The following is a 25,583-nucleotide window of genomic DNA, read 5'->3' on the forward strand; positions in this document are numbered from 1 at the left end:
CTATTTTAATTTGCTGATACAAAGGTCAGGAAGAGTGAGCGGGACTACAGTCACATTTGTTACATAGCAAGATATTGTGCAGTCAAAAAATCACTATTTCGGTCGAAAAGTAATTTCATGATCCGCCAGTTGGCGGATCGGTTTGACACAAAAAAGCCTATCCGACAGGGGATGTGACATAGGATCTTTGGATAAAGCAATTAAAACTCTTTTTCACCGAATTCACTTTTCGGCAATCGGAGTATATTATTTAGTTTCTTGATGTTGAAATTCAGATTGAGCAAAATGATATTCTTTTCGTACACATAGTTTGTAGTGGTGAAAAAATCATTTGCATAGGTTGTAATGCGTTGTTCATTAACACCCCAATTTCCCAACTCTATATTCTTCCATTGGACTTGCGCTGTTACGGCTCCTTGATAAAAAGATTTTGACAAGCTAAAATTGGGGGTTATAAATCGACTGTCTATGCCCTGTAAAGTAGGCCGATCACTCAAATAATTGACATCAACTGCAGCAGTCCATTGACGAGGTAAGTTTAGCATACCCGAAGCATTAATAGCGTAAACCCAATCCGAATTTTTGTAGGCGTTTACATAGTCCAACACCGCTCCTTCTATCTTATAATTATAGGTATTTGCACCCAATAGTAGTTTAAGTGATGAAGTAGGTTTCCACTCTCCACCCACTTCTAACCCATAACGTCTTGCATAATCAGCATTGGTAAATACACGATGAAGAATGGTATCCGCATACACCGAATTAATACGTTGGATAGGGTTTTTACTATGTTGATAGTACACATTAGAGAATAGAAGACCCTGCATAAACTTTTTAATAACTCCAGTTTCAAAATTAGTAACAAACTCAGGCAGTAACTCGGCATCGCCACGTTCCAATGTCTCTGAATGCTCTCGTTCCGGAATGGGATTTAACTCGAAATTATTATTTCGCTGCACCCTTCTTGACGCAGACATTTTCAACTCCCAACCTTTATCTAGCTTGTGTTTGATATCAAAACTAGGATAAAGTTGATGCGTCTGATAAGGGTATTCTTCTTTAGCATCTACCAATAATACGTCACGCTTGTAGAATTCATAACGAAGCCCCAAGGCAATATTGGTATTAGTGTATGAACGATTAAACTGAGAGAATAAAGCATGAACGATATTTTCTGCATTCATCTTACCGGAAAACTCCGGGATAAGTTCAAAATCTCGCTGTCCGTATTCCCTGCCGAGATATCTGAAATCCCCTCGCTGACCATCTCTACGAATTTGGTAGCCGGAGATCAGCTCGGAATTGTCACTTAATTTAACCTGATGCTGTGCTGAGGCTCTTACACCGTTCAGTGGATTGGTGTATGTATTTCGAGTCCATTGGATAGTATCATTTCCATTCTCAATATTTCCATTATTGGTGGAGCCATATATGTCTGCGTGTTCATATACCAAACCAATATCAAGACTGTGCTTTTTATTTAGAGACAATTGATAATTCAAATCCACTAGATAAAATTTTCCCTGTTTGTTCTGTAAGTTTGGATTGAAGTATCGTAGCCGATGAATGGTAGATCCATCGATTGTAGATATAGATTGATTATTATAGTAAATATCAGCTACTCTATCTTGAAATTTCTTCGACGCTAAAAAACCAAGTTGGATTTTTTGATTGTCGGCAAACTGATAAGTCGTATTTAGCCGTGCGCCATAGTTATATTTATCAAAACTTCGTTCTCCTTGTGAAGGAAACATTGTCTTTTTGTCTCCAATAATAGTATACACATACCCATCACGAAAACCGGCATTGTCATTTCGCAAATAATTTAACGAGCCCTGAATATCTAGTTTATTCCTTTTGTACTGGAACGATATATCCGAACCAAATCGCTTCTGCCTTTCTAAATTGTCGTAATCGTCTATACTTGGTAAGCCATATTGAAGATTCATCAACCAGGCGAAACCATCACTTGATGGCTTATTTGTTTTGATGTTAATCATTCCTCCCTTTCCATCGGGGTCGTATTGAGCACGGGGACTGCTGATAAATTCGACTTCCTTTACATCATTTGCCGATACCTGGTTCAAGATAGTCTGTGCATCTAACAGCGTCGGTGTACCATTAATAAGGACTATTAAACCTTTATTACCTCTTACCAATAATTCACCGTTACCATCTAAGGTTATGGATGGCAAGTTTTTAATAATATCTAAAGCAGTACCTCCTACCGCAGATTTGTACTGATTTGCTTGATAAACCTGTTTATCACTTTGATGCTGTTGACCACTATTTGAAGCTATGACATTCACTTCATTAATCTGTTGATGTCCAGAAATGAGAAATATATCGCCTAAATCGTGCTTTCTGTTTTTTAATAGTTGTACTGTTGTGTCCTTTTGAGTATACCCAATAAATTTAATGCTTAATACATAGGAACCGGATTTTAATTTTTTAAGATCAAATTCACCCGCATCATTACTCATCGCCCCAACAATTAATTTTTTATTTTCATCAAATAATGAAATACTGGCGTCTGCGATACGCGCCTTTGAAGCGGACTCTTTAATTGTTCCGGACAAGCTAATGTCTTGAGCGGAAGCATACATAAAACTGAATAGAAAGGCAAATATAAAATGTGCTTTTTTCACGGTGGTTTAGATTAAGTTCAAATATACTGGATGAACTTCGGATGCACTAAAATAATATAAATATAACCACACATTATTCAAATCTACCCTGTTTTCACATCCCAAGACGTTAATATTATAACAAAAAGGCGAACTAAATTGATTAGTCCGCCTTCTGATTATATTAAAACTGCCGTGAATAAAGTCTTAATGAGGCAATTTATCTTTTAATAATCCATAAATCCATGTCCCTAATAAAGCGCTTGCCAATACGACTAATATAGGTGAATAACCAGCTCCTGTTAAGACAAATATTGGACCTGGACATGCACCAGCTAATGCCCAACCTAATCCAAAAATCGTACCTCCTACCCAATAGCGAGTAATCGACTTTTCTTTATCCGCTATTACAATAACTTTATTATCTATATCTTTTACTTTCTTTCTCTTTATAATTTGTACCAATACCATACCTGTTGCTAAGGCAGTCCCCATCAGTCCAAACATATGAAAAGATTGAAAATTAAACATTTCATAGATTCTAAACCATGATGCGGCTTCAGATTTGAACATTAATATCCCGAAGAATACCCCAACAAGTAAAAATAATATATTTCTCATGTTAAAAATTAGAATAAAAGTGGAAAAATAAGGTGAATCATAATGATACCACCAACGAAGAAACCGATTGTTGCAATCAATGAGGGTAACTGTAAATTACTAATCCCTGAAATAGAATGACCAGATGTACATCCTCCTGCATAACGAGCACCAAAACCTACTAAAAGGCCACCGATAATCAGTAATGCCAGTATTTTTGGATCACTAAAAGCTTCATCGCCAAAAATCTCGGTAGGCACATAATCTTTTCCAGCACTTTGAATCCCCATGGCCTCCAGCTGTGTGATTGTTTTAGGGTTGAGCTCTGGTGATTGACCTGCTCCCAAATAATTTGAAGCGATAAACCCACCAACAACGGCCCCTAATACAACCAATAGATTCCACTTTTGGCTTCGCCAATCAAACTTAAAAAATGACGCCGTCTTATCCGCTCCACACATCGTACAAATAGTACGCAGGTTTGACGACATACCAAAGCTCTTTCCTAGATACAGCAATATAAACATCGTGATCGCTATAAGGGGCCCACTTACATACCAAGGCCAGGGTGACAAAATTATTTCCATCATCAATTAATTTTCGACAAAGGTCTTGAACTTTTTTTATACTATCAGTTACTTTTGTTACATAAGAAATATCCATGCTCCACAGGCTGCATAAACACGATTGATCACAAAGCAGCATGTGCGCCATTTAAGATCAAAAATATGCATAATATAGTTTGGATCCGAGAGCTTGTGGATCATGAAATAACTATACACTTATGATTAAAGCCTTACAAATTTATAAGGCTTTAAAATTATTTGAGAAGAATCTCGATACTATTCCGGTTAAGCTTTATCCGGCCTTCTTTTTCCAGGACTTTCAATAGCCTAGATACAACTACCCGCGAAGTATTCAATTCTTTGGCAATATCTTGATGTGTCTTATATACTATCGTACTATTTTCTATTTTGCTCTTTTCGAATAGGTAATTTAAAAGTCGATCATTCATATCCATAAAAGCAATGGTATCTATTGCATTAAGTAGTTCGTTGAAACGATTATTATAGCTTTCAAATACAAAAGCCATCCAACTTTTGTATTTACCGATCCATTCCGATATCTTTTGGACAGGAATCATCAAAATAACACCTGGCACTTCACCTATTGCACGTATTTCACTTTTCTTTCCTCCCAAACAACAAGTCATTGTCATCGCACATGTATCACCACGTTCTAAGTAATAAAGTAACAATTCGCCGCTATCATAGTCTTCACGCATTACTTTTATCGCGCCAGACAACAGCAAGGGCATAGTTTTAATATACTGATTGTAATCTATCAACACATCTCCTTCTTTGAACTCCATTGCCTTAGACACCTGAAGAATCTCTTCTATAAGATTTTCCTCAAATATGTCTCCATATGTCTTTATTAGTAATTCTTCCATAACTTCATAACATGTTTAAACAAACATAAGTATACTAGAACCTCTCTTTTGTAACTAAAGTTACCAAACTACATAATTTTTTTTTAGAAAAATAATAGGATTAAAATCGATTGATCCGAAATATCACCAAAAAAATTAATGAATTGCTGACTTACCAGATATTTATCGACCTGTGGTATGGCTAATCCATACTTTTGAGAAAACTCTTGTTAGCCATGGTACCTACGTCGGAACCAAAGGCTGGTTCTTACTAAAAGAATTAAGACTGGTACTTCAATCAGCGGTCCTATTACCCAAAAAAATGCTTGTGGAGAATGCACCCCAAAAACGGCTATTGCTACTGCAATCGCTAATTCAAAATAATTACCGGTAGCCGTAAATGCTATCGCAGCGTTCTTGTGGTAATCGACATTCATGGATCTGTTAATAAAAAGCAAACAAAGAACCGGATTCAGCAACTTCATTATTGGCAATATCTAGCTGATCAATAATATATCCACTCTTATCTAATGTAACTAAAGTGGTAATAAGTTCATGCTCGCCATCACGATAGGTAATAACTATGGCATGGAAATTTTCGGAAAACGACACTTTAAATCCTAACCTAAAATATTCGGCATTAGTATTGGATGCTTGGAATGATATTATTTTCATCTGTTGTGACCTCCGTGGTTACCCCGGTTTACCAGCACCGTTCGATGACCTGCACAACAATTCCTATACCGAGGCTCGAGATCACCGTAAAACCCAATAAATGAAGCCTCTTCTCCTGTCCTAAACAAGTAATTCCCTCAAATTTGCGAAACCAAATAGCTGTACTTATTTTTAAATAAAGTGGACTAGAAATCGGACATCTATTACTCCTCCAAATAAACTTGATGTACGACAAATCTAATAGGGGCACTAGATAGTAACATATCATCCACATCTTCCGAATCTATCGGATAAAGCGTCTCGTTTGCTCCGGCATCTAAAAGTTCGGAGTCTGGAATCAACTCATAAAAAGTAACCCCATCTACGGATGACAACTCTTCAACTTTGACATAAGATACCTCTTGAAGCTTCCAGACAGCTAAAATCTCTTTGGAAAATATTCTATAAGGGTTTGTTTGCGCTGACATAAGCGCAAATTAACGAAAAAGATTGCTTACCACAACAAATCCCCTTAACGCTCCCATATATTCAACAAAATGAAATCTAAAAAGATGATGCCTTAATCTGAACATTGGGAAAATCTAACCGATGTTATTTCTATCGGATCTATACTTTTTAGCCATGCTGTTCCAGGGTATGACAGGCATTCTTAAAACATGTTCCTCTGGGCCGATCTCCTTCCTGCAATACCAACTCGGAATGAAGAAATTGGGCTGCATCTGCCGAATCTTTAACCTTAGGAGCACTGCGCTCAAGCATTTTTTCTTCGAATTCGGCTAAAATATGAGCCCTGACATCTATATTTTTCCAAGATAGATATTGACATCCGCTGTAGATTGCCCTAGCCAATGCGAGCGCATCTAATAAAGCCTGATTGGCGCCCTGGCCTTTGAATGGACTCATCGGATGAGCTGCATCCCCAATCAGCGTCGCTATGCCCGAGTTTTGTAATGAGCCTAGATCTAATAACTCCCGGTCATAAACAGGATAACCTGAAATCTGTTCTTCGGGAGTATTATTTATAATCTGAGGAACAGGATCGTGCCATGGTGTCCTACGACAGGCTTCTTCTTTGAGAGCTTTTGGACCCCGCCCACTTAGTTCCTTTGCATCGCTTTCTAACATAGGAAAACTAAGTTGCCACATAACCGAATCGGATGTATATGGCATCATATAAATACGTTCATTGCCATTGGCCGTCTGGAATACTGTTGCTGAATCCAAAAGCGGACTTTCTACTGATTCGATAGCAGACAAGGGACATATCCCCAATATCACAATACACCCAAGATAACGCAGTGGTTTGATTTTATCTCCGATCAACAACCTCCTTACTATACTACGGATGCCATCAGCGCCAACTAACATGTCCGCAGTTGCCTGCTTTTTACTTCCATTCACAAGAAAGTGTAATTCTATTTCCTTATTTTCTGTTTGTTTAAAATCAATTAACTGATGCCCCCATTTTACCGATTCAGGTCCTCCTAATTGCTTTAGGAGCGCCAACCGCAAAGATTGACGTGCAATGTGCACATTACTGCGCTTCGGAGAATATCCTGAGGCTGAGCTCTTCCACTTTCGGACCCCCCATTCACCAATCACTTTTCCAGTTGTCGTATGAACAACATGCCTTGTTGATACGACTCCTTTATCCAAATACGAGATCCCAAATCCATCAATCACCTTGCTAGCTTGCTGCAACGTCAATCCATATCCCTGCGAACGTGCATCAAAATTATTGTCACGTTCATATAAAGTAAAGGGAATTCCCCTGTGCAGACAAGCTACCGCAAGCGCAACACCGCCTATACCACCACCTATAATTGCCACATGCGGATATTTTTCTTCATAAGCTAAACTTGGATGAATGGAAGGTATCAATCCAGAACCACTACAATCTGGACATGTATATAGATGCCCTTTGGGGCGCAAAGGTTCTACTCGCCCGCCTTTCATCTTTTCGTATTGAGCCAATTCTGATTGATAGCGGAGCTTGGCCTTTTTTGTGAGACGTCTGCTTTTCTTACCACGTCCCTGACATCCAGGACAAATAGCCCAATGGTCCCCCTTTGTCTCCCACATCCTCTGACCTTCCTTACTAATATTCGGCATATATAATTATAAAACAACGTATAATAAAATTCAAATTTAAGACAAAAGGATGAAGTGACAATTAATTAGTACTTTTACATTCCACTTATTTTTCAACGCAAGTAAAAAAAATTATATGGTTTTCGGATTATTTGAGACACTCACTTCTGCTTGTTTAGTACTTCTTTTGGGTTTTTATGTCGTAAAAAAAGTAAAGTTCTTTCAAAATTATAATATACCTGAGCCTGTCGTCGGTGGCTTTTTAGTTGCTATCTTGCTTTATTTAGCGTATCACTTTTATGGAATAAGCTTTCAATTTGATGGATCATTACAGACCTCAATGATGTTGATTTTCTTTTCGTCTATTGGTTTAAGCGCTGACTTTGCGAAGCTAAAAAAAGGTGGAAAACCCTTACTGGTATTTATAGGTATCACGGGCACCTTTATTTTTCTTCAAAATGCCTTTGGCATATCCGTCGCCAAATTAGTGGGATTAGACCCTAGCTATGGCCTTATCGCCGGATCGATCACACTTACAGGTGGGCATGGTACAGGCGCTGCGTGGGCAGAAAACCTAACCAGCACCTTTGGAACAGAAGGAGCAATGGAATTAGCTCTAGCTTGCGCAACTTACGGATTAGTGATGGGAGGAATAATTGGTGGTCCAGTTGCTAAGTTTTTACTTCGAAAGAGTAACATATTTCCTTCTGCTCAGATCAAGTCAAATATTGCTCCACCAAAAGAAGCCTTTGAATACCCCGAATCGAAACGTCGCATGAATGTACGGAACGTAATTGAAACGTTGACTATGCTTGCTACCTGCGTAACAATAGGTCAAATATTGTATACTATTATGAAGGGAACTTCTTTTGAACTTCCAAACTTTGTATGGAGCCTATTAATTGGTGTTATTATCCGCAATATTCTATCCCGTACAACAACATATATCGTCAACGATCATGCTGTCGATGTCTTAGGTAATACAGGTTTATATTTGTTTTTGACCATAGCGTTGATGTCGCTGCAACTCTGGCAACTTTCAGGCTTAGCGACACAGGTACTAATTATATTACTCTTGCAAACATTGATGATGATTTTCTTTGCAATATTTGTAACATATCGGGTGATGGGAAAAGATTATGATGCTATTGTACTCGCTGCGGGGCACTGTGGATTCGGATTGGGAGCTACACCTACTGCAATAGCCAACATGCAAGCTATTACGGATAGATATGGTCCATCGCACAAAGCTTTCTTAATCGTTCCTATGGTAGGAGCATTTTTTGTAGACCTTATAAACAACGTATTCATCAACCTATTTGTGAACCTCTTAATTCAGTAAATGAGTTCAATTTAACACAAATTAAGAGGTGCTGGGGATTAGTCGCCTTTAGATTGCCTACACCTATAAATCATAATATTTTAAACTTTTGCTTTTTGAAAAACAAAAGCTTCGTAAACTCCGGTGGCGCTATCATACATAATATTATCCAAAAAGCGATCGAAATAACCTAGTGATTCGGAATCATTTCGTAAGACCTGTCCTTTGAGTACGATCCACTCAGAAAGAAAATAAGGCGTGTGATGGTAAAAATCCTGCTCTTTAATAACAGCATCAACCATTTCGTAAGCCTCTTTGACGGCCAAAGGATTTACATCTTTAGCAATATTTACTCGAATCTCTTCGAGAAAAGTGTAAATTCTGTGTTTTTCCATCACACAATACCTATTTATATATTTTAATTAAACCTTTTATCTCACCCCAGAATACCAACAATTATCATCTTTACTTCTAATAACGAAATCATCACATCACGGAAAGCACTTGTATCAATAGCGCAAAAGTAATCTAAAAAAGGAAAATTCGGCTATTAATAAGCAGCTAATTCTAGTATTGCAGTTCCTATAAATAGGATAAAGAAATGAAATCCAAACTTGACACGATAAAGTACAGAAGTTTCTAACAGTATAGCACTCCGATAGTCAATGCCAACAACCCTGTGGATGTGCGTACCAAGAATGTATTGATACAGCCCCGAATATAGTTAAAGGAAAGCGCCGATGATGTTCAAAAGTAGCATCATCGGCGCTTTCCTTTAATATCCTAGAAATCTCTTCTTACTTCTTTTTTGCGTCGGCAGAAAGCTCAATATCTACATTTTGAGCAATCATCCAGTCTTTAGCATCACCTTCTGTACCGTAAGTCAATCCCCAGTTCTGCCTGTTAATAGTAAATTTGGAAAAGATGTTTATACCATTGGCATCAACAGTAATTTTTGCTGGGAAGGTGACATTTACTGTCTTATCTTTAATCGTTAAGTTTCCACTTATAGTGTTATTTGCTCCTTCGACAACGCTCGTAGTTGTTCGATCGAACGCAACAACCTTTGTTATTTCGAATTTGGCAGTAGGATACTTACCAACATCAAAAAAGTCTTCATTTTTCAAATGTGCATCTAGATCATTCGAAGTCTTTCCTCCTGAAATAGCTGGATCTACCGAAGTACTATCCGTAAGAAGAGAATGCATGTCTATTGTAAATGTTCCTCCTGTTACTTCGTTTCTTTCTGCAGTAAGGATACCTTCACTCTTTAGGATACCAAATCTAGGATTAAGTCCTCCCTTATGAAATCCTGTCCATTTCAACGTACTATTAGCAGCATCGAGTGTATAAGTATCCCCCTTTTGTTCCGCAATCTCTTGTGTTTCTGCTGTCGCAGCTTTGTCTCCTGATGGTCCTTGGCAAGAAAAGAATAAAATGGTTGAAGCAACGCTTAAAATTGTAATTTTTTTCATTTTTCTATGTTGTTTTTTTAAAAAATTCATCAAAACAGAATGTCCTATAACTTAAAAAAGAAATCTGCCTTTCATCCTGCAAATGTAGCACCAACAAACTATACAATTGATATTACTTTCCGATTGGAAAGTAGTATCCTATTGGAAACTATCTTTTGCTTTACTAATTTTGCATAAATAAAGACTTATTTGTAATGAAAAAAGATACCACAAGATACTCTTCTGAAATTTGTAAAGTAAGGACATTAGCTATCAGAGATACCATGGAAATATTGGCTGGAAAATGGAAATTTCACATTCTAGGCACCTTAATGATAGTCGACAAACTCCGTTTTATGGAATTGCTACGGGAAGTTAACGGTATTGGAGCTAAGATGTTATCCAAAGAACTTCAGGATCTCGAGTTGAACCAATTGATCAAAAGAACTGTCTTGAATACGAAACCTATTACCGTAGAATACGAAATAACAGAATACGGTCGCACCCTGGGCCCGATCATCGACGAAATCGCCAAGTGGGGAATAGATTACCGAAATACCCTTCACTGTAAAAGCTCATAATCTAAACATTTCGTTTATTCATATCTTCCTCCGTTGTGAACCGCACTCTAAAAGGACTCTTTGGTGCACTCCTATATTTTTTTCAGTATGTCTTTTACAGTACGATCTCTAATTGCATAATACTTTGGAAAGACCATCTCAATACCCGCTTCATGAAATACATACATAATGTGTTTATGTAGCTCAAAATAGATAATAGCCTGCTTATGGAGATGCTTCGTATAAGCATTGACTTGAATTAAGAAAGAGCGCATGTAAGTCAACATTAGCCCCGCTACTATTTTACCCGAGAGCTCCTGCTGAACTTAAGGCGAATAACACACCGATAAAGACTAAAGTCCCCTGAAATATAAACAACTCTGAGCCGGGCAAATATGAACACAAAAAAAGCTAGAAGCAACACCCTTAAGATATGGTAACTAGACATAGCCAAATTCCGGATGAAAACTGTTAATCACCAATGAACGACTTTCTAGCTGCTGGGCAAACCCTATTGAGGTTAACAATCGGCTAAGGCTATGTTCATCCCGATATTGGTTTATAGCATCAGCTATACGCGATCGATAGGTTTCAATCAATTCGCTCGCTTCTTTATTTGCCCATATGGCATCTTGCTCATTAACACTAAGAATAATCTGATCTCGCCACAGCAACAACCAATTCCCCCCTGTTTGTTAAATGATCAAAGAAGCTGTCTTAAATTCAAAATTGACTTCCAATTGCTGGATACATTCTGTGCAGTAACTGCAGCACGCTCCTTTGCAGAGCAGCTAACTATCGCGTTAAAAATAAGTAAATAGGATATCTGCAAAAGGAGCAACCGGTACGACTTTATTAATATTTCTTAAGTAATCGACCTTAAGCCACTTTTTAGCAATCAACAAAGGATCTTTACTCCTAAGGAAGTTTAACTCTTCGACGAGCTTTTGTTGTTTCGTGAGTATTAGTGAGTCTAGAGGAAAGTATCTGACTTTCCAGGTAAGTCTCCTCCGAATCGAATCCTAGCTTTGCTGACGACGAATCTCTTGCAATTTGCTTTCTCCTTGAGAAAGATTTTTTTGTCACAGAGTTCTGTTTGGAACCCTTTTCCTCCTGCTGTGCAAAGTCTACTAAAAGACCATAATATTAAACACTTAAAAAATAAACGATAAAACTTAATGGGGAGATGTAGATATCAATATATTGAACCCTGTTTGAAAAGCAATACCACCAAATCTGCTCTCCGTAGAAAAGTTCTGGGTCACACGAGCCATGGCACCAACTTTTTTTGGAACAATCCAATACGAAACAAAGCCACCGATCCCAGCTATCTTATCAGATAAAAAACTTCCCGTATTGCCTTTATCATCAGATATCTGTTGCGTATAATGACCAAAAACACCAACTTCGTCACCACGTGAACTCAAAAGATACGTGCCGCCACCATCAACAGTAAGATGACTTCCCTCTTTGAAATCGGTATCTTTTTGCCAATGATTTATCTCCAAAGTTGCTGCTAACGTGATACCGACTTTTCCAATAGGTTTATATTTTGCAGCTCCCCGAATATTCTGAGACCAGTAACCATGTCCCCCGTTATCTAGACTATTAGGTTCGTATTTTCCTGTAGGTGCCCATACCCCATAATTTAAAGCATATTGCATTTTATTCTGCTTCCAGGAAAGCCATACCGGCTGAATATACATATCGCCGATACCAAGGCTTTTATTGGTAAATGTATAATTGCCTGATCCAGTTTGTTGGGTATAATAGTCCAATGCAATGCTAGCAGTAGGACTATTAAGCGTAGGTATGATCATCATCCCCCAATCCGCCCCTAAAATTTTACCTTTCCCACCATAAATGGCCATTAGGATAAATGAATGTGTTTTGACATTTTGCTTGATATTTAACGTAGTGGGGTTTCCCGGTACGGGATTAATAAGTTGGTCAGACTTTTCACCCACCTTATTGTAATAATCCATATTAGCAAATCCATACCAAACTGGAATAATAATACCAGCATGAGGTGCAAAGTAGTCATTGGGATTAAAGGAAGATCCATTATAATGTCCTTGCCCATAAGTGCTCTTAAGAATTATCAAGGCTGCGGCTAGTAATATTAATGCTCTCATAGTCTTTCGCGTTTGAATACGGTATTACCTTCTTTTATGGTTTCCATAACACGTATAGACCTTAGTGCTTTGGGATCAATGGTTAAAGGATTCTGATCCACTATAATGAGATCGGCCAACTTACCCGACTGCAGTGATCCTTTCTTATCCTCTTCCTGATATTGGTAAGCAGCATTTATCGTAACTGCTTTTAGCGCATCCCATACGCTTATCCTTTGATCTGCCCCAAGAATCATTCCCGAGCGTGTTGTCCTATTGACAGAGGCGAAGATGTCCATCCATAAATCCGGCGGAGTGACAGGAGCATCATGGTGCATAGTGAAAAGGACACCTTCTCTTTTCGCAGCCCCAACAGGACTTATAAAAGCGGCACGCTCTGGTCCAAATACGCTTTGGTAATGCCAATCTCCCCATAAATACACGTGCGATGAAAAATAAGAGGGAATAACTCCCAATTTCTTTATTTTCGCTAAATGATCGGGGCGACTATTCTGTACATGTATTAAAGTAGCCCGCATCTCTGGTTTATAAACACCTTCCTCTTTAAGCTTTCCGATTACCCGAATGGCCTGGTCTATCGCCGCATCACCATTGACGTGGAGTTGAGCCGTAATTCCTTTTGAAAAAATAGTCTTCAGATCAGCGTATAATGATTCGTCTGTAAAAATAGGAAATCCTTTATAGTCTTTGGTCTGGCCCTCTGGTGGGATCAAATAAGGCTGAGTAAGCCATGCGGTCTTACCTTGAGGAGAACCGTCATCCGAAAATTTAAAGCCGCCCAACTTCAACCTATTTTCGTAACGCATGTATTCTTTTGCCAAGACCTCCCAATCCTTTTTATTTGCTTCAAAATCCGGAAAGTAAACGATATCTGCCTTTAATATCTTTTTTACTGCAGCCTCTTTTAATAAATCTAGCCCGACTCCCATTGTACGCCCATCGCAAATTGTTGTTTGACCATAACTTAGCCATTCATCTTGAGCAGCAATAAAATTCTTTAACTCATCTGACAAGCTATCCGTCTTTGTCGGTTTAGGCAGCAACCTAGTCAACTTCATCAACGCCTGAAAACTAGCATTTTCCTCCATTTTACCGTTCAGCAGTTGAGTTTTTGAATCCCTACCATAATGTCCTCCTTGCGGATCTTTAACATCTTCATTAATCCCTAACAACTCGAACATCGCTGTATTCGCTACGCTGGCATGTCCCGAAGCGTGAACGATAATAATAGGATGGGTCTGACTAATGGCATCCAATTCGCTCCTTGTAGGATGTCGGTGCTCGCTCATAATAGCATCATCATAACCATTACCTAATATTGGAGCTTGTCTGGGTAACTTCTTTTCTAAAATATAGTTCTTGATAGCTTCTTGTAAAAGAGGTATGTCATCTACCGCTCCGTAGGGACTAGGAGACAAATCCACAGCTTGGGACATTCCCACCCGGGAAGTTATATGACTGTGAACATCGATAAGACCAGGCAACATAGTTTCACCTTTTAAGTCAACTTCTAATGTACCTTTTCCTGACCATTTGAGTGCTTCAGCTTTTTCGCCGACAAAAACAATCTTCCCATCTTTCACAACGAGAGCTTCCACCTCTGGACGCGAATCTTCCATTGTTAAAATAGGTCCACCAAAATAAATTGTATCCCCCTCTTTGGGGATCGAGTTACAACCGATCGTGGTTAAAAGCAATACGTTTGATATTATACATAAGAAATTTCTCATAATCTAATGGGTTGCGATTACATTAACTCAACAACAATTATAGGCTACAATTGTTTGGATATAACTAGCTATCTATACAAAGTGATCTGAAAATAGATGAAAAGTAAATTTTCGATCAACACTACGCCTCCACTCACCAACGGACAATCGTTGCTATTTGACAAAGATTCTGAAGCCCAAACATACAGCCGAATTATACCTTTTATAGTGATAAACGCCAACAAGAGGCAAAGATTTCAAAAGGATTCATCCTACAGAAGAATACGGCTAAGCTATCATTGCAAATGTTATCCTAATAACAAACAACTATTTACTAACAGCCAGTCCTGTAATAGGGTTGGAATTATTAGTAGACTTTCAAGGTAAAACCACTAACAAGATCATGTAAAAAGACCGGATATATCGAATAACGTATGTTAAAAATCCTTTCAGACAGAATAGATTATCTTTTGGCTTCAAAAAGTATTTGTCGCTGAAATATAAAGCGTGTAATCTGTCATATTAATCAGAGTACACGCTTCAGCATGATCCAAAAGTAGATCTCAAAGTCGGATTCTAACGTACCCCTACCCGCTAGCCAAAATTACCATTAATGTAATTTAATGTCATTTCATTTTTTGGTGCATTGAATATCTGACTCGTTGGCCCTTCTTCCTTAACTTCTCCCAAATACATAAAAACTGTTTTATCTGCAATCCGCTGCGCCTGTTGCATGTTATGCGTGACAATTACAATCGTATATTTCTCTTTTAAGTGCGATATCAGTTCTTCAATCTTTAAAGTACTAACAGGATCCAATGCAGAGCAAGGTTCATCCATTAAAATGACTTCAGGACGTAAAGCTACTGCTCGAGCAATGCAAAGTCGTTGCTGTTGCCCTCCCGAAAGTCGTGTTGCCGGCATTTTTAAATCATTCTTAACTTCATCCCACAAAAACGCTTCTCTAAGTGCTTTCTCTATAACGTCCTTTCCGTGCGGGAGATTATTAATTTTTAAGCCATATGCGATATTCTCAAATATACTCTTTGGAAACGGATTAGCTTTTTGAAAAACCATACCTATTCGCTTTCTAATCTCTGTAACAGGAATAGTTCTGTCATAAAGGTCTAGATTTTCTAATTTGAGCGTTCCTGTAATCTTAGCATCAGGAGAAAGATCATGCATACGGTTAAAGCTCCGTAACAATGTGCTCTTGCCGCATCCAGACGGTCCTATTAGGGCTGTAATTTCATTTTCTTGGAATGAAACATTGATCTTTTTCAAGACTTCCTTAGCTCCAAAACTTATCTCTAGATTTTCTGCAGATAACTTAGTTTTCATTTTTCCTGTATTTGTAACGTATATAGAAAGCTGTCAAGTTTAATAAAAAGACAACAATAATTAATACCAACGCTGTACCATAAGCAATAGGCCGCACCTCCTCTATCGATTGATGTTGAGTAGATAACATGTATAAATGATAAGGCAATGCCATAAACTCATTGTTAACAGCTCCCCCTAATCCATTAATGTAAAATGCAGCGCCCGTAAATAAAATGGGGGCAGTCTCTCCTGCCGCTCTTGATAATGTGAGTACTACGCCCGTTAAAATGCCAGACATCGCCGATGGAAGTACAACATCTTTTATTGTTTCAAACTTGGTAGCCCCCACTGCCAAAGCTGCTTCACGCGTACTTGCCGGAATACGCATCAGTGCTTCTTCTGTCGTAGTAATGATATAAGGCAATGATAATAAACCTAAGGTAAGTCCTGCCGCTAACATCGAGGTTCCAAATTGCAGAGCCTGAACGAACAAAGCTAATCCAAACAAACCATAGATTATTGACGGAACTCCAGATAAATTACGTATGGCTGCACGTATTATACGATTCAACCAATTGTCTTCAGCATACTCATTTAAATAAATGGCACAACATACACCGAAAGGAATGGAGAACAATGCCGTCAACAACGTAAGCAATACCGTTCCCAAAATAGGGGTCAGAATCCCTCCTTTAGTCATCCCTTCTCGCGGTACGTCAACAATAAACTCCCAAGATAACGTGCCCGTTCCTTTTGCTATAATTTCCCAAAGGATAACAATCAGAAAAAAACAAACAAGCCCTGTACACAATAGCAATGTACCCCATTCAACTATCGATGTAAAATTAAACTTTCTAAGCTGCATGATATTTTCTAAAACGGTTAATAAAAAATTCGCCAACCAAATTGGCTATCAATGTCATAAAAAAGAGAACGGTAGCAATCGCATACAACGCAAAATAATGTGTTGTACGATAAGGCACTTCCCCCATTTCAATAGCGATAGTTGCTGTCATCGTCTTCACCGAGTCAAACATTCCTTCGGGTAGTAAAGAAGCATTTCCTGTGGCCATAAGTACGGTCATTGTTTCGCCTATAGCACGTCCCACACCCAGCATCACAGCAGCGATAATTCCTGGAGCTGCAGCAGGAATGATCACTCGGCACAATGTCTGCCACTTGGTGGCTCCTACGCCGTAGCTAGCTTCTTTATAAGTCTTCGGAACAGCATGAATAGCATCTTCAGCTACTGTAATAATTGTTGGCAAGGCCATAACAGCTAGAAGAATTGCCCCGTTCAATGCATTCAAACCATTAGGTAGACTAGCAAGATCGGCTATACCTGGCCCCACTAGGACAATACCCAAGAAACCGATAACTACAGACGGAACCGCTGCTAACATCTCGATAACAGGCTTTAAAATGTTTTTTAATCGGGGACTGGCATACTCCGCTATAAAAGCTGCAGTACCTATACCCAACGGGATCGCAATCAACATTGCTCCGAAGGTCACTAACGTCGTACTTAATATCAAAGGTAGCATGCCGTATTTCGGAGTCTTGCCTGTTGGATTCCATTCCATTCCAGTAATAAAATCTAAAGGCTTCACATCCAAAAAGAACGAAAATGAATTGTACACAAGCATGGCCAATATTCCACCCAATGCTGCCAGTACAAGCAGCCCTGTAATTTTGAAAATATACTTGAATGCTACATCCAGGGATAATCGTGTTTTATACTTCATTAGAATATATTATGTCTTTTAGATACAAAGACTACTTGTCTTTAATATAATAACCATGTTCCTTAATCATTTTCTTGCCTTTATCACTTTGTTCAAATTCAATGAAAGGCCGCACCTTATCCCAAGAACGCTCTATTACAAACTGATATAAAGGACGTTGAAAAAAATACTTATTATTATTAATGGCCTCAAGGTCATTCGGCGAATAGGCAATAGCTGTCGGACTCTCTTTTATCTTGACAAGTCGTATCCCTTGCTTACCCGCTGGATCCTCAGACAAGTAACCTGCACCAATATACCCCACTCCTGACTTATCCACCTTAACACCTTCGATAATCTGGGCATTGCCTGTCATTTCCTTAGCAGCAGGTGAAAATTCAATTTTGAGCTTCTTCTTCACAAAAGAATAGGTGCCCGAACTACTTTGCCTTCCATAGATATTAATCGGCAAATCTAGAGGCGTCAATTCTTTCCAGTTTTTAATTGTCCCATCCAGAATCTTTCCTAAAGTTTCTAGATCCAACTCTTCCAACGGCAGGTCTTTATGAACAATAAAAGCCGTAGCATCTTCCGCAAAGACCACTGTCTTAATCGGTATATTCTTATCCTTGAACTGTTGGATTTCTTCTTCAGATAATGGACGCGAAGAGTTCGCTATATCTGCCTGCCCATTTAACAATGAGGTAATACCCAATCCAGATCCCCCTCCCGATATAGCAATACTAAAACTAGGGTCAATTTCCGTAAATTTCTCAGCGAGATTAACCGCTAAATTCACCTCTGTGTCCGACCCTTTCATTTTTATCGAATGGTCTTTAGGAGAACAACTATTAACGATAGTCAATACCAGAATTCCCCAAGCGCCAAAAATGGTATGTCTGATTCTTTTCATCATCACAAAAGTGACACTTTAATATAAAGAAAATTTTAATAACATGTTAAGTCAGTGTTAAGCAGCTTACTTTGTGTTAAAAAAATGTAAAAAAAACATTAAATGAATTAAATTTAATATCACGATTTCATTGGGTCACACTACACAATCTCGATACTGTAATCATAGAATAAAAGACAGTCTTATCTCATTGACTTTTTATGGGATATCATCTCCAATAGTATAAATAAAAATTAAGTTAAGTCGTGCTAAGAATACTAAAATATCTCTATCAGGCCATAGTCAAAGGCTACGCAAGAAATTTCCCTGCTATAAAGCTGCATCTCCAAAGACTTAGAAAAACAAAATACAGCTTTACTTGTTCATTTTGTAACAACCGCCTTTTTTTATTTAATTTATAATAATATTTAAATATCTTTTTCGCTTATATTTAAAAAATATTAATCTATTAATAATCAATGAATAGAGCATGAAAACACCTCAGAATATATTCTTTAAAACGGCTTCTGTTTTGCTATACCTATTATTAGCGTCCTGTAATAATCAAACCGACACTAAATCACGTACAGTTCCTACACAACAATCTCCTTACAGCGATAGTAGCAATACAGATGCCCCCTTATGGGAGTATGATTATCAAGCAGATACACTTATCCGTATCGATTCTAATCAAAATATTCTTCATTCTATTGACAAAGCAATAAGCATAATTAATAAAAGCTATGAAGGTAAAGTCAATTTAAAGTTTGTTGGACAAAATACAGATACCCTAATCGTTAAAATAGAACAATCACAGTTTTTAACAGAACAGATGGGATCCGCCGGTGCCCGTGCATATTTGGCATTAGCCACTTTCACTTTGACAGAACAAACGGGAATAAAATATGTGACTTTTGATTTCCAGGAAGGGGATCATGCCTCCCCGGGTACCTATAATCGACTCTCCTTTAAAAACTAAGTCACCAGCTATCCAAATTACAACAGAAACAATATTTAAATTACTAGGTCTTTTACATACATTTGTATTTTTATCTAGATGATCTATACAAGTTGTCAAAGTTCTAGATGAGAAAGGTCCAGTAGTACTTTTCAAGATTGGAAAAAGGGAATACGCTGACAAAAAAGGTCGAAATGCCACTCCAGTAAAATTATGTATTAGATAGCTTCGTAAAATTGCTTAATGTGGCTATTACTTCATCATAAAGAGATCGTGATTCTTAAGTATACCTGCGTCCTTATAATAGTATACAGCATTACCCACCTCACCATTCCACTCGAGTTTCTCAGAATTAATCTCTAAACGTATTTTACTTTCAGAATCTCCATTTTCCACCACAAAAAGGTCTAAAATATATCTTCTATCCGCTTTAAATGATCCCTTTTCTTTAGCGACTATGTTAAATTGGAGAAATCTCTGTCTACTGTCCATTGTCTTTATAAAGTAATCCTGTTCCAATAAAAACGACTGGAGATGCTCAAAAGCCTCATCAACTTGCATAGCTGATATCATCAAATAAGGAATTTTCGTCTGTGCTTTAGAAGAGCAAACAAACATTAAAAGCTAAGCTGTAAAAACAGTCCTTAAAGAATTTAAAGAATCACGCATAACAAAAATTGACACTCAAACATATTAAATACACCAAAAATAACCAAGTTATAAAACCTCCCAAAAATGACACTATCTACCGCAGGAGTAATATATAAGAGAAAATATCGTAACAATATCAATCAAGATCCTTGTCTTTATCACAAACCATCGGGTTGTACTTACAACCTATTGACGATAAAACCAACTCTTAAAATACAGCTTCGAAAACATGTATGAATCTCTATCAACTATCTCCAATCTGATGATTTACATCTAACATCTAAATGCTATCTTTGCAACTTATTTTAATATCGGTTTATAGTGATCAATGTAAATAATGTCTCTGTATCATTTGGAGGCACAACTCTTTTTAGTGACGTATCATTTTCAATCAATGAAAATGATAAAATCGCACTCATGGGCAAAAATGGTGCAGGTAAATCCACCCTTTTAAAAATTATTGCCGGGGCTGGTAAACCTACGTCTGGTAATATATCAGGACCTAAGGATGCCGTTATCGCGTACTTACCGCAACACCTACTCACCCAAGATAATATGACTGTCTTCGAAGAGACCTCAAAAGCCTTCGAAGAAGTATACCAGATGCGTGACGAATTAGAAATGCTCAATGAACAGCTGAACGTACGCACCGATTATGAAACTGACGATTACATGAAGCTAATCGAACGGGTGTCCGAACTAAGTGAAAAATTCTACTCTATAGAAGAGACAAACTACGATGCCGAAGTTGAAAAAGTTCTCAAAGGATTAGGTTTCGAACGTACAGATTTTACGCGTCAGACCTCCGAATTCTCTGGAGGATGGCGCATGCGCATCGAGTTAGCTAAAATTTTGTTAAAAAAACCAGACTTAATCCTTCTCGATGAGCCGACCAACCATATGGATATCGAGAGTATTCAATGGTTGGAGGAATTCTTGATCAATTCAGCCAAAGCAGTTATTGTCATCTCCCACGATAGAGCATTTGTAGACAATATTACCAACCGTACCATTGAAGTTACGATGGGACGTATCTACGACTACAAAGCTAAATATAGCCATTATCTCGAACTCCGTAAAGACAGACGCTTACATCAGCTAAAAGCATACGAAGAGCAGCAACGCTTTATAGCGGACAACCAAGAGTTTATTGACCGCTTTAGAGGAACCTATTCCAAAACGCTCCAGGTACAGTCCCGTGTTAAAATGTTGGAAAAACTGGAAATAATCGAGATAGACGAGGTAGACACCTCGGCTCTACGTTTAAAATTTCCTCCCTCGCCCCGTTCGGGACAATACCCTGTGATGGTTGAAGACCTAACTAAAAAATACGGTGACCATGTCGTATTTGAAAAGGCAGCGATGGTTATCGAACGTGGTGAAAAGGTCGCCTTTGTGGGTAAAAATGGAGAAGGAAAATCAACTATGATCAAAGCTATCATGGGTGAGATTGATTTTGAAGGATCCTTGAAGGTAGGACATAATGCTAAAATAGGCTACTTCGCCCAAAATCAAGCAGCTTTACTCGACGAAGAATTAACGGTATTTGAAACCATAGACCAGATTGCAATAGGCGATGTTCGCGTCAAAATAAAAGACATGCTCGGTGCATTTATGTTCAGCGGTGACGACACAACAAAAAAAGTTAAGGTGCTTTCTGGAGGCGAAAAAACCAGACTTGCGATGATCAAGCTCTTGTTGGAGCCTGTCAATGTCTTAATTCTCGATGAGCCAACCAACCATTTGGACATGAAAACCAAAGATATAATAAAAGATGCGCTTCAAGATTTTGATGGAACGCTTATCTTAGTATCTCACGACAGAGATTTTTTGGATGGACTGGCAACTAAAGTTTTTGAATTTGGGAATAAACGCGTCAGAGAACATTTCGAAGACATCAAAGGTTTCTTGGAATACAAAAAAATGAATAGCCTAAAGGACATAGAGCGCTAACCCTATTTCCACTTATCCCATATATTTGACCACTTATCAACACATTTGATACAGTGGTCAAACTTTTTTTAATCTCTCTTCCCTTAACAAACATCTTTACGAAAAATGTAAAGATACTGTACAAACTCATTCAACTTATCCTATCCTATATTCTACTATTTTGCCTATTTACATTTCAATTAAAAGCCGATAGCACCACAAATTCTGTAAATCCTATTCAACTAAAAGTAGTATCTCCAACTCGCTATAAACCTTTTTTAATAGCTGGAGGATTGATTGGTTATGGTGTAGCCCGACAGGCTATTCCAGCGCTGCATCAATTGGATAAAAATCAAGAAATATGCCGACAGAAAATTTCCTCGACATACACATTGACGATTTCATCGAATATACCAATGCTAGCACTATATGCTTTAGATATCACTGGATTGCAAACAAAACACAGTATAGTCGAATGTACTCAACTCCACAAAAACAAAGACAGTCCTGTATCCCCTGTTTTTATAAAGGGTTTGAGGTAATAACAGATTACAAAGAAGATACGTGGATAAGATAAAAGCGCCAAGAGGAACCATCACAGAAATAGCTTTCGAAAATAGATCATGTTGACGATAATCACTTACCGCCCAGATTACTGTAGCAATAACCAACCATAGCAAAGAAAACAGCGTATTAAAATCCTTGAATCTATTGTTCATCATAGATGTTAACTACGCAACTTACGTTCTAACTTCTCTACTTTATTACACAACTCCTTTATAAGCTTATATTGCTCTTTCTGAGACTCATATAATCCTTTAATCTGTTCCTCAAGCAGAACATCTATTTTTTGGTGAAGACTTCGTATTTCTAATTCTGCTTTTAGATTTACCAAGTAGTCGTTTTCCCCCCGCATTCGATCTTTCTCCTCTTGCCTATTCTGGCTCATCATAATAATCGGAGCTTGTAACGCTGCAATACAAGAAAGAACAAGGTTCATCAAAATATAAGGGTAAGGATCAAATTGATCGTCTTTCAGCGCTAATGTATTGTAAGCAATCCAAACCACGAGAATAAAGACAAAAAGGATAATAAAGCGCCAACTTCCACCAAATTGTGCGACTTTATCTGATATACGTTGCCCACGGCTTAGAACCTCTTTCGGAGGATGGACCAATCGATCCACAATCAAAGCCTCCTCCATCATAGTCTCTTTGACTATCTCATGGAGTCTACGCACATTATCATTATTTCTCTCAATAATAGCATCAAGTTCTTTACGACTGTTCATTCCCGATCCCCTATTAAATATAAAATTGATGAATACTTTCGATTTCACTAGCTAAAGATAATAATTTAACACAAAAAAATAGGGCGCAGTCTATTAAACTGCACCCTATTTTTAGCAACTCGCTTAACATTAAGCGAAGGCTTTATCTCCTTTTTTGTACGGAAATTCGCCGTCGTATTTACCAGGTATCTTAACGTAACGCAGGGCCTTTGTACATCCAATTTCCGAATTAAAAAAACCTGTAAGTGTTAATTGTTTGAACATAGTAAACCAATGTGGTGGATCATTCTCTTCCGAGTGATAAAGCTCATTTTGTTTGACCTTGTTTTTCTCACGGATCGCCTTTTGATCTTCCGACTGCTTTTTATTAAACTCACCAGCCTCTTTATCAAGTACGGCGGCTAATGCTGTACGATCTCCAATAGATAACTCTGCAAAAGGTTTCCCTTTAACTTCTTTAGCTTTACTATCCAACGAAGTAAATCCTTCCATAAATGCCTTTTGTTGCTTCTCCGTATAGCAGTCTCTTACCATAACTGGAATAAAACTACCTACTCCGGCTTCTTTTGCCCCTGGAGTAGACGTTGGCGGTAAAATAGCATCAGCCAAATCACCAAGTCGTTCAATAATATCTTTTTCAAAAAGACCTGCTACATCTTTTGACGCAGGCCGTGTACAGCCCTCTAAAAACAGATTAGCTCCAATTACTGAGCCTCCTAAAATCATGGCTACACGCTGTAATGCTTCTCTTCTATTCATCTCTTTGTATTTAAAAGGTGTAATTTACTTCCCAACCTGATCTATATGTACGTTTTACAAACTGATTCGCTTCATCAAAGTTTGTTACGCGCATATTGTCATTGTCCCAAAGCAATTTCAAACTTCGACCAGGATATTTATTATCTATTTTTAAATCAGCACCGCGAATAGCAAGGTTCGCCATCAATAATGCTTCCGTTAAAGGTCCCGCAATCTCAAAAGGTGACGACATCTCCATATTACCATAACCTGCAATACAGCCTTCTACCCATTGCGCCCAATGCCCATTAGCACCATTAGGTACCCGTTGATATTTCTCAGTAACTTTTTTATGTTGTTTCGTTGTCGGTAATAAGCGAGGATTAGCAGCATACGTATCTGCCAATACTTTTCCTTTTTTACCAATGATCAGGATACCATTACCACCATCGCCAAACTTCTCATTTGCACCTAATTCATCTGGACGAGGAGGTTGTATCCCACCATCCATCCAATGTACTTTCACATCTCCCTTGGTTTTAGCGGTCTTCGGAAAAGTCATCGTCACTGCACTCGATGGAGGACAAGACTCAGGAAAATAGCCCCGTTTGAACTCATCTACATATACAGAGCCTACACTGGCCTGAACATCTTTAACGTACTGAAGACCATAAATGCTGAATGGGGCCTCTAGGTTATGACATCCCATATCTCCCAATGCTCCCGTACCATAGGGCCACCAACCTCTCCAATTGAAAGGCACCAATTTATCGAAATAGTCGGTATATGGAGCAGTTCCCAGCCATTTCTCCCAGTCTAAAGTGGAAGGCACAGAAGCCTTCTGAGTGGGCCATGCTATACCTTGGGGCCATACAGGTCTGTCTGTCCAAGCATAAATTTCAACCAAGTCACCAATAAGTCCCGCGTCGATCCATTCCCGCATCTGACGGACTCCGTCTCCTGACGCTCCTTGGTTGCCCATCTGTGTAACGACCTTATATTTCTTCGCCGCATGAGTCAAAGCCCTTGCTTCCCACACGTCATGGGCCAATGGTTTCTGAACATAAACATGCTTGCCCAGTTGCATCGCTGACAAAGCTTGGATAGCATGGTTGTGATCGGGTGTAGACACCGAAACAGCATCGATATGTTGTTGCTCTTTATCTAACATCTCTCTAAAATCCGTATAAAACTTAGCCTTAGGAAACTTCTCAACAGAACCTTTAGCGCGCGCTTTGTCTACGTCACATAAGTAGGCAATATTAGCTTTATTACTTTTAAAGATATTATTTACATCAGCTCCCCCCATACCACCAACACCAATTGATGCAACCTGCAACATATCGCTAGGCGCGCGAAATCCGCTACCACCTAGCACATGTCGTGGAACTATAGTGATTCCGGCAGCAGCAACAGCTGCCTTTTTTATAAAATCTCTTCTACTCTCGTTGTTCATAATATATTTTTTAT

At 38.4% G+C, this 25,583-nt stretch carries 27 protein-coding genes and 1 pseudogene; 5 read left to right on the forward strand and 23 right to left on the reverse strand.

Annotation, left to right across the window (positions count from 1 at the left end; translation table 11 throughout):
• Positions 1-200: 200 nt before the first annotated feature.
• From G7B18_RS01585 to G7B18_RS01610, 6 genes and pseudogenes are all read right to left on the reverse strand, one after another.
• Positions 201-2,648, reverse strand: coding sequence for a TonB-dependent receptor (locus tag G7B18_RS01585; RefSeq protein WP_240452734.1), 2,448 nt, complete (start codon positions 2,646-2,648; stop codon positions 201-203).
• A 186-nt stretch (positions 2,649-2,834) separates the two neighbouring features.
• Complete coding sequence (locus G7B18_RS01590; RefSeq protein ID WP_164110252.1) at positions 2,835-3,248, reverse strand: YeeE/YedE family protein; 414 nt, start codon at positions 3,246-3,248, stop codon at positions 2,835-2,837.
• Between the two features lie 8 nt (positions 3,249-3,256).
• Entirely contained in the window at positions 3,257-3,817 is a 561-nt protein-coding gene (locus tag G7B18_RS01595) for a YeeE/YedE family protein (protein WP_240452735.1), read from the reverse strand.
• Positions 3,818-4,047: 230 nt separating this feature from the next.
• Positions 4,048-4,680, reverse strand: coding sequence for a Crp/Fnr family transcriptional regulator (locus G7B18_RS01600; RefSeq protein WP_164110255.1), 633 nt, complete (start codon positions 4,678-4,680; stop codon positions 4,048-4,050).
• 209 nt (positions 4,681-4,889) lie between these two features.
• A pseudogene (locus G7B18_RS01605) lies at positions 4,890-5,111 on the reverse strand (arsenic resistance protein); the annotation flags it as partial.
• Positions 5,104-5,334 (reverse strand): hypothetical protein, encoded by a 231-nt coding sequence (locus G7B18_RS01610; protein WP_164110162.1) that lies wholly within the window; start codon positions 5,332-5,334, stop codon positions 5,104-5,106. The gene G7B18_RS01610 and the pseudogene G7B18_RS01605, both read right to left, overlap by 8 nt.
• Between G7B18_RS01610 and G7B18_RS19285 the strand changes: the two genes are divergently transcribed.
• On the forward strand, positions 5,243-5,434 hold the full coding sequence (locus tag G7B18_RS19285; RefSeq protein WP_164110257.1) for a hypothetical protein: 192 nt from the start codon (positions 5,243-5,245) through the stop codon (positions 5,432-5,434). The genes G7B18_RS01610 and G7B18_RS19285 overlap by 92 nt on opposite strands.
• A 103-nt stretch (positions 5,435-5,537) precedes the next feature.
• On the opposite strand, the gene G7B18_RS01620 is transcribed toward G7B18_RS19285, so the two are convergent.
• Both G7B18_RS01620 and G7B18_RS01625 read right to left on the reverse strand, forming a co-directional pair.
• Entirely contained in the window at positions 5,538-5,801 is a 264-nt protein-coding gene (locus G7B18_RS01620) for a hypothetical protein (protein WP_164110259.1), read from the reverse strand.
• Between the two features lie 148 nt (positions 5,802-5,949).
• Positions 5,950-7,446 carry an FAD-dependent oxidoreductase gene (locus tag G7B18_RS01625; protein ID WP_240452736.1) on the reverse strand — a complete coding sequence of 499 codons (1,497 nt, stop codon included), beginning with the start codon at positions 7,444-7,446 and terminating at the stop codon, positions 5,950-5,952.
• Positions 7,447-7,561: 115 nt separating this feature from the next.
• Here G7B18_RS01625 and gltS point away from each other — a divergent pair, with 115 nt between their 5' ends.
• On the forward strand, positions 7,562-8,767 hold the full coding sequence (gltS, locus tag G7B18_RS01630) for a sodium/glutamate symporter (RefSeq protein ID WP_164110261.1): 1,206 nt from the start codon (positions 7,562-7,564) through the stop codon (positions 8,765-8,767).
• Positions 8,768-8,847: 80 nt separating this feature from the next.
• Here gltS and G7B18_RS01635 read toward each other — a convergent pair whose 3' ends face one another.
• Positions 8,848-9,141, reverse strand: a complete 294-nt coding sequence (locus G7B18_RS01635) for a hypothetical protein (RefSeq protein WP_164110264.1) — start codon at positions 9,139-9,141, stop codon at positions 8,848-8,850.
• A gap of 402 nt (positions 9,142-9,543) precedes the next feature.
• The gene (locus G7B18_RS01640) at positions 9,544-10,221 is read right to left on the reverse strand and encodes a YceI family protein (RefSeq protein ID WP_164121953.1); all 678 of its coding nucleotides are present in this window, start codon (positions 10,219-10,221) and stop codon (positions 9,544-9,546) included.
• A gap of 194 nt (positions 10,222-10,415) precedes the next feature.
• Here G7B18_RS01640 and G7B18_RS01645 point away from each other — a divergent pair, with 194 nt between their 5' ends.
• Complete coding sequence (locus tag G7B18_RS01645) at positions 10,416-10,781, forward strand: winged helix-turn-helix transcriptional regulator (protein ID WP_164110268.1); 366 nt, start codon at positions 10,416-10,418, stop codon at positions 10,779-10,781.
• Positions 10,782-10,852: 71 nt separating this feature from the next.
• On the opposite strand, the gene G7B18_RS01650 is transcribed toward G7B18_RS01645, so the two are convergent.
• The 8 genes from G7B18_RS01650 to G7B18_RS01685 form a co-directional block, all read right to left on the reverse strand.
• Positions 10,853-11,047 carry a hypothetical protein gene (locus G7B18_RS01650; protein ID WP_164110270.1) on the reverse strand — a complete coding sequence of 65 codons (195 nt, stop codon included), beginning with the start codon at positions 11,045-11,047 and terminating at the stop codon, positions 10,853-10,855.
• A 153-nt stretch (positions 11,048-11,200) separates the two neighbouring features.
• Entirely contained in the window at positions 11,201-11,437 is a 237-nt protein-coding gene (locus G7B18_RS01655; RefSeq protein WP_164121954.1) for a hypothetical protein, read from the reverse strand.
• Between the two features lie 498 nt (positions 11,438-11,935).
• Entirely contained in the window at positions 11,936-12,895 is a 960-nt protein-coding gene (locus tag G7B18_RS01660; RefSeq protein ID WP_164110274.1) for a transporter, read from the reverse strand.
• A complete protein-coding gene (locus G7B18_RS01665; RefSeq protein ID WP_164110276.1) occupies positions 12,892-14,625 on the reverse strand; it encodes an amidohydrolase in 1,734 nt (577 codons plus the stop codon). Before G7B18_RS01665 ends, G7B18_RS01660 begins: the two co-directional genes overlap by 4 nt.
• Positions 14,626-15,198: 573 nt before the next feature.
• Complete coding sequence (pstB, locus tag G7B18_RS01670) at positions 15,199-15,945, reverse strand: phosphate ABC transporter ATP-binding protein PstB (RefSeq protein ID WP_164110278.1); 747 nt, start codon at positions 15,943-15,945, stop codon at positions 15,199-15,201.
• Positions 15,935-16,792 carry a phosphate ABC transporter permease PstA gene (gene pstA, locus G7B18_RS01675; RefSeq protein ID WP_164110280.1) on the reverse strand — a complete coding sequence of 286 codons (858 nt, stop codon included), beginning with the start codon at positions 16,790-16,792 and terminating at the stop codon, positions 15,935-15,937. Before pstA ends, pstB begins: the two co-directional genes overlap by 11 nt.
• Positions 16,782-17,672: a phosphate ABC transporter permease subunit PstC gene (pstC, locus tag G7B18_RS01680; protein ID WP_164110282.1), complete on the reverse strand. Its 891-nt coding sequence runs from the start codon at positions 17,670-17,672 to the stop codon at positions 16,782-16,784. The genes pstA and pstC overlap by 11 nt, the downstream gene beginning before the upstream one ends.
• Positions 17,673-17,703: 31 nt before the next feature.
• Positions 17,704-18,567 (reverse strand): substrate-binding domain-containing protein, encoded by an 864-nt coding sequence (locus tag G7B18_RS01685; RefSeq protein WP_240452737.1) that lies wholly within the window; start codon positions 18,565-18,567, stop codon positions 17,704-17,706.
• Between the two features lie 466 nt (positions 18,568-19,033).
• Here G7B18_RS01685 and G7B18_RS01690 point away from each other — a divergent pair, with 466 nt between their 5' ends.
• Complete coding sequence (locus tag G7B18_RS01690; protein ID WP_164110283.1) at positions 19,034-19,522, forward strand: hypothetical protein; 489 nt, start codon at positions 19,034-19,036, stop codon at positions 19,520-19,522.
• A 231-nt stretch (positions 19,523-19,753) separates the two neighbouring features.
• Here the strand turns inward: G7B18_RS01690 and G7B18_RS01695 are convergent, their stop codons facing one another.
• The gene (locus tag G7B18_RS01695) at positions 19,754-20,074 is read right to left on the reverse strand and encodes a hypothetical protein (RefSeq protein ID WP_164110286.1); all 321 of its coding nucleotides are present in this window, start codon (positions 20,072-20,074) and stop codon (positions 19,754-19,756) included.
• A gap of 399 nt (positions 20,075-20,473) precedes the next feature.
• Between G7B18_RS01695 and G7B18_RS01700 the strand changes: the two genes are divergently transcribed.
• Positions 20,474-22,105 carry an ABC-F family ATP-binding cassette domain-containing protein gene (locus tag G7B18_RS01700; protein ID WP_164121955.1) on the forward strand — a complete coding sequence of 544 codons (1,632 nt, stop codon included), beginning with the start codon at positions 20,474-20,476 and terminating at the stop codon, positions 22,103-22,105.
• A gap of 413 nt (positions 22,106-22,518) precedes the next feature.
• Here the strand turns inward: G7B18_RS01700 and G7B18_RS01705 are convergent, their stop codons facing one another.
• The 4 genes from G7B18_RS01705 to G7B18_RS01720 form a co-directional block, all read right to left on the reverse strand.
• Positions 22,519-22,806 carry a hypothetical protein gene (locus tag G7B18_RS01705; RefSeq protein ID WP_164110290.1) on the reverse strand — a complete coding sequence of 96 codons (288 nt, stop codon included), beginning with the start codon at positions 22,804-22,806 and terminating at the stop codon, positions 22,519-22,521.
• A gap of 5 nt (positions 22,807-22,811) precedes the next feature.
• Complete coding sequence (locus G7B18_RS01710) at positions 22,812-23,375, reverse strand: DUF1003 domain-containing protein (RefSeq protein ID WP_164110292.1); 564 nt, start codon at positions 23,373-23,375, stop codon at positions 22,812-22,814.
• A gap of 129 nt (positions 23,376-23,504) precedes the next feature.
• Entirely contained in the window at positions 23,505-24,134 is a 630-nt protein-coding gene (locus G7B18_RS01715; protein WP_164110294.1) for a gluconate 2-dehydrogenase subunit 3 family protein, read from the reverse strand.
• A 10-nt stretch (positions 24,135-24,144) separates the two neighbouring features.
• A complete protein-coding gene (locus tag G7B18_RS01720; protein WP_164110296.1) occupies positions 24,145-25,569 on the reverse strand; it encodes a Gfo/Idh/MocA family protein in 1,425 nt (474 codons plus the stop codon).
• Between the last annotated feature and the right edge of the window lie 14 nt (positions 25,570-25,583).

Source organism: Sphingobacterium sp. xlx-130 (genome assembly GCF_011007405.1).
In the GTDB taxonomy this organism is placed as follows: domain Bacteria; phylum Bacteroidota; class Bacteroidia; order Sphingobacteriales; family Sphingobacteriaceae; genus Sphingobacterium; species Sphingobacterium luzhongxinii.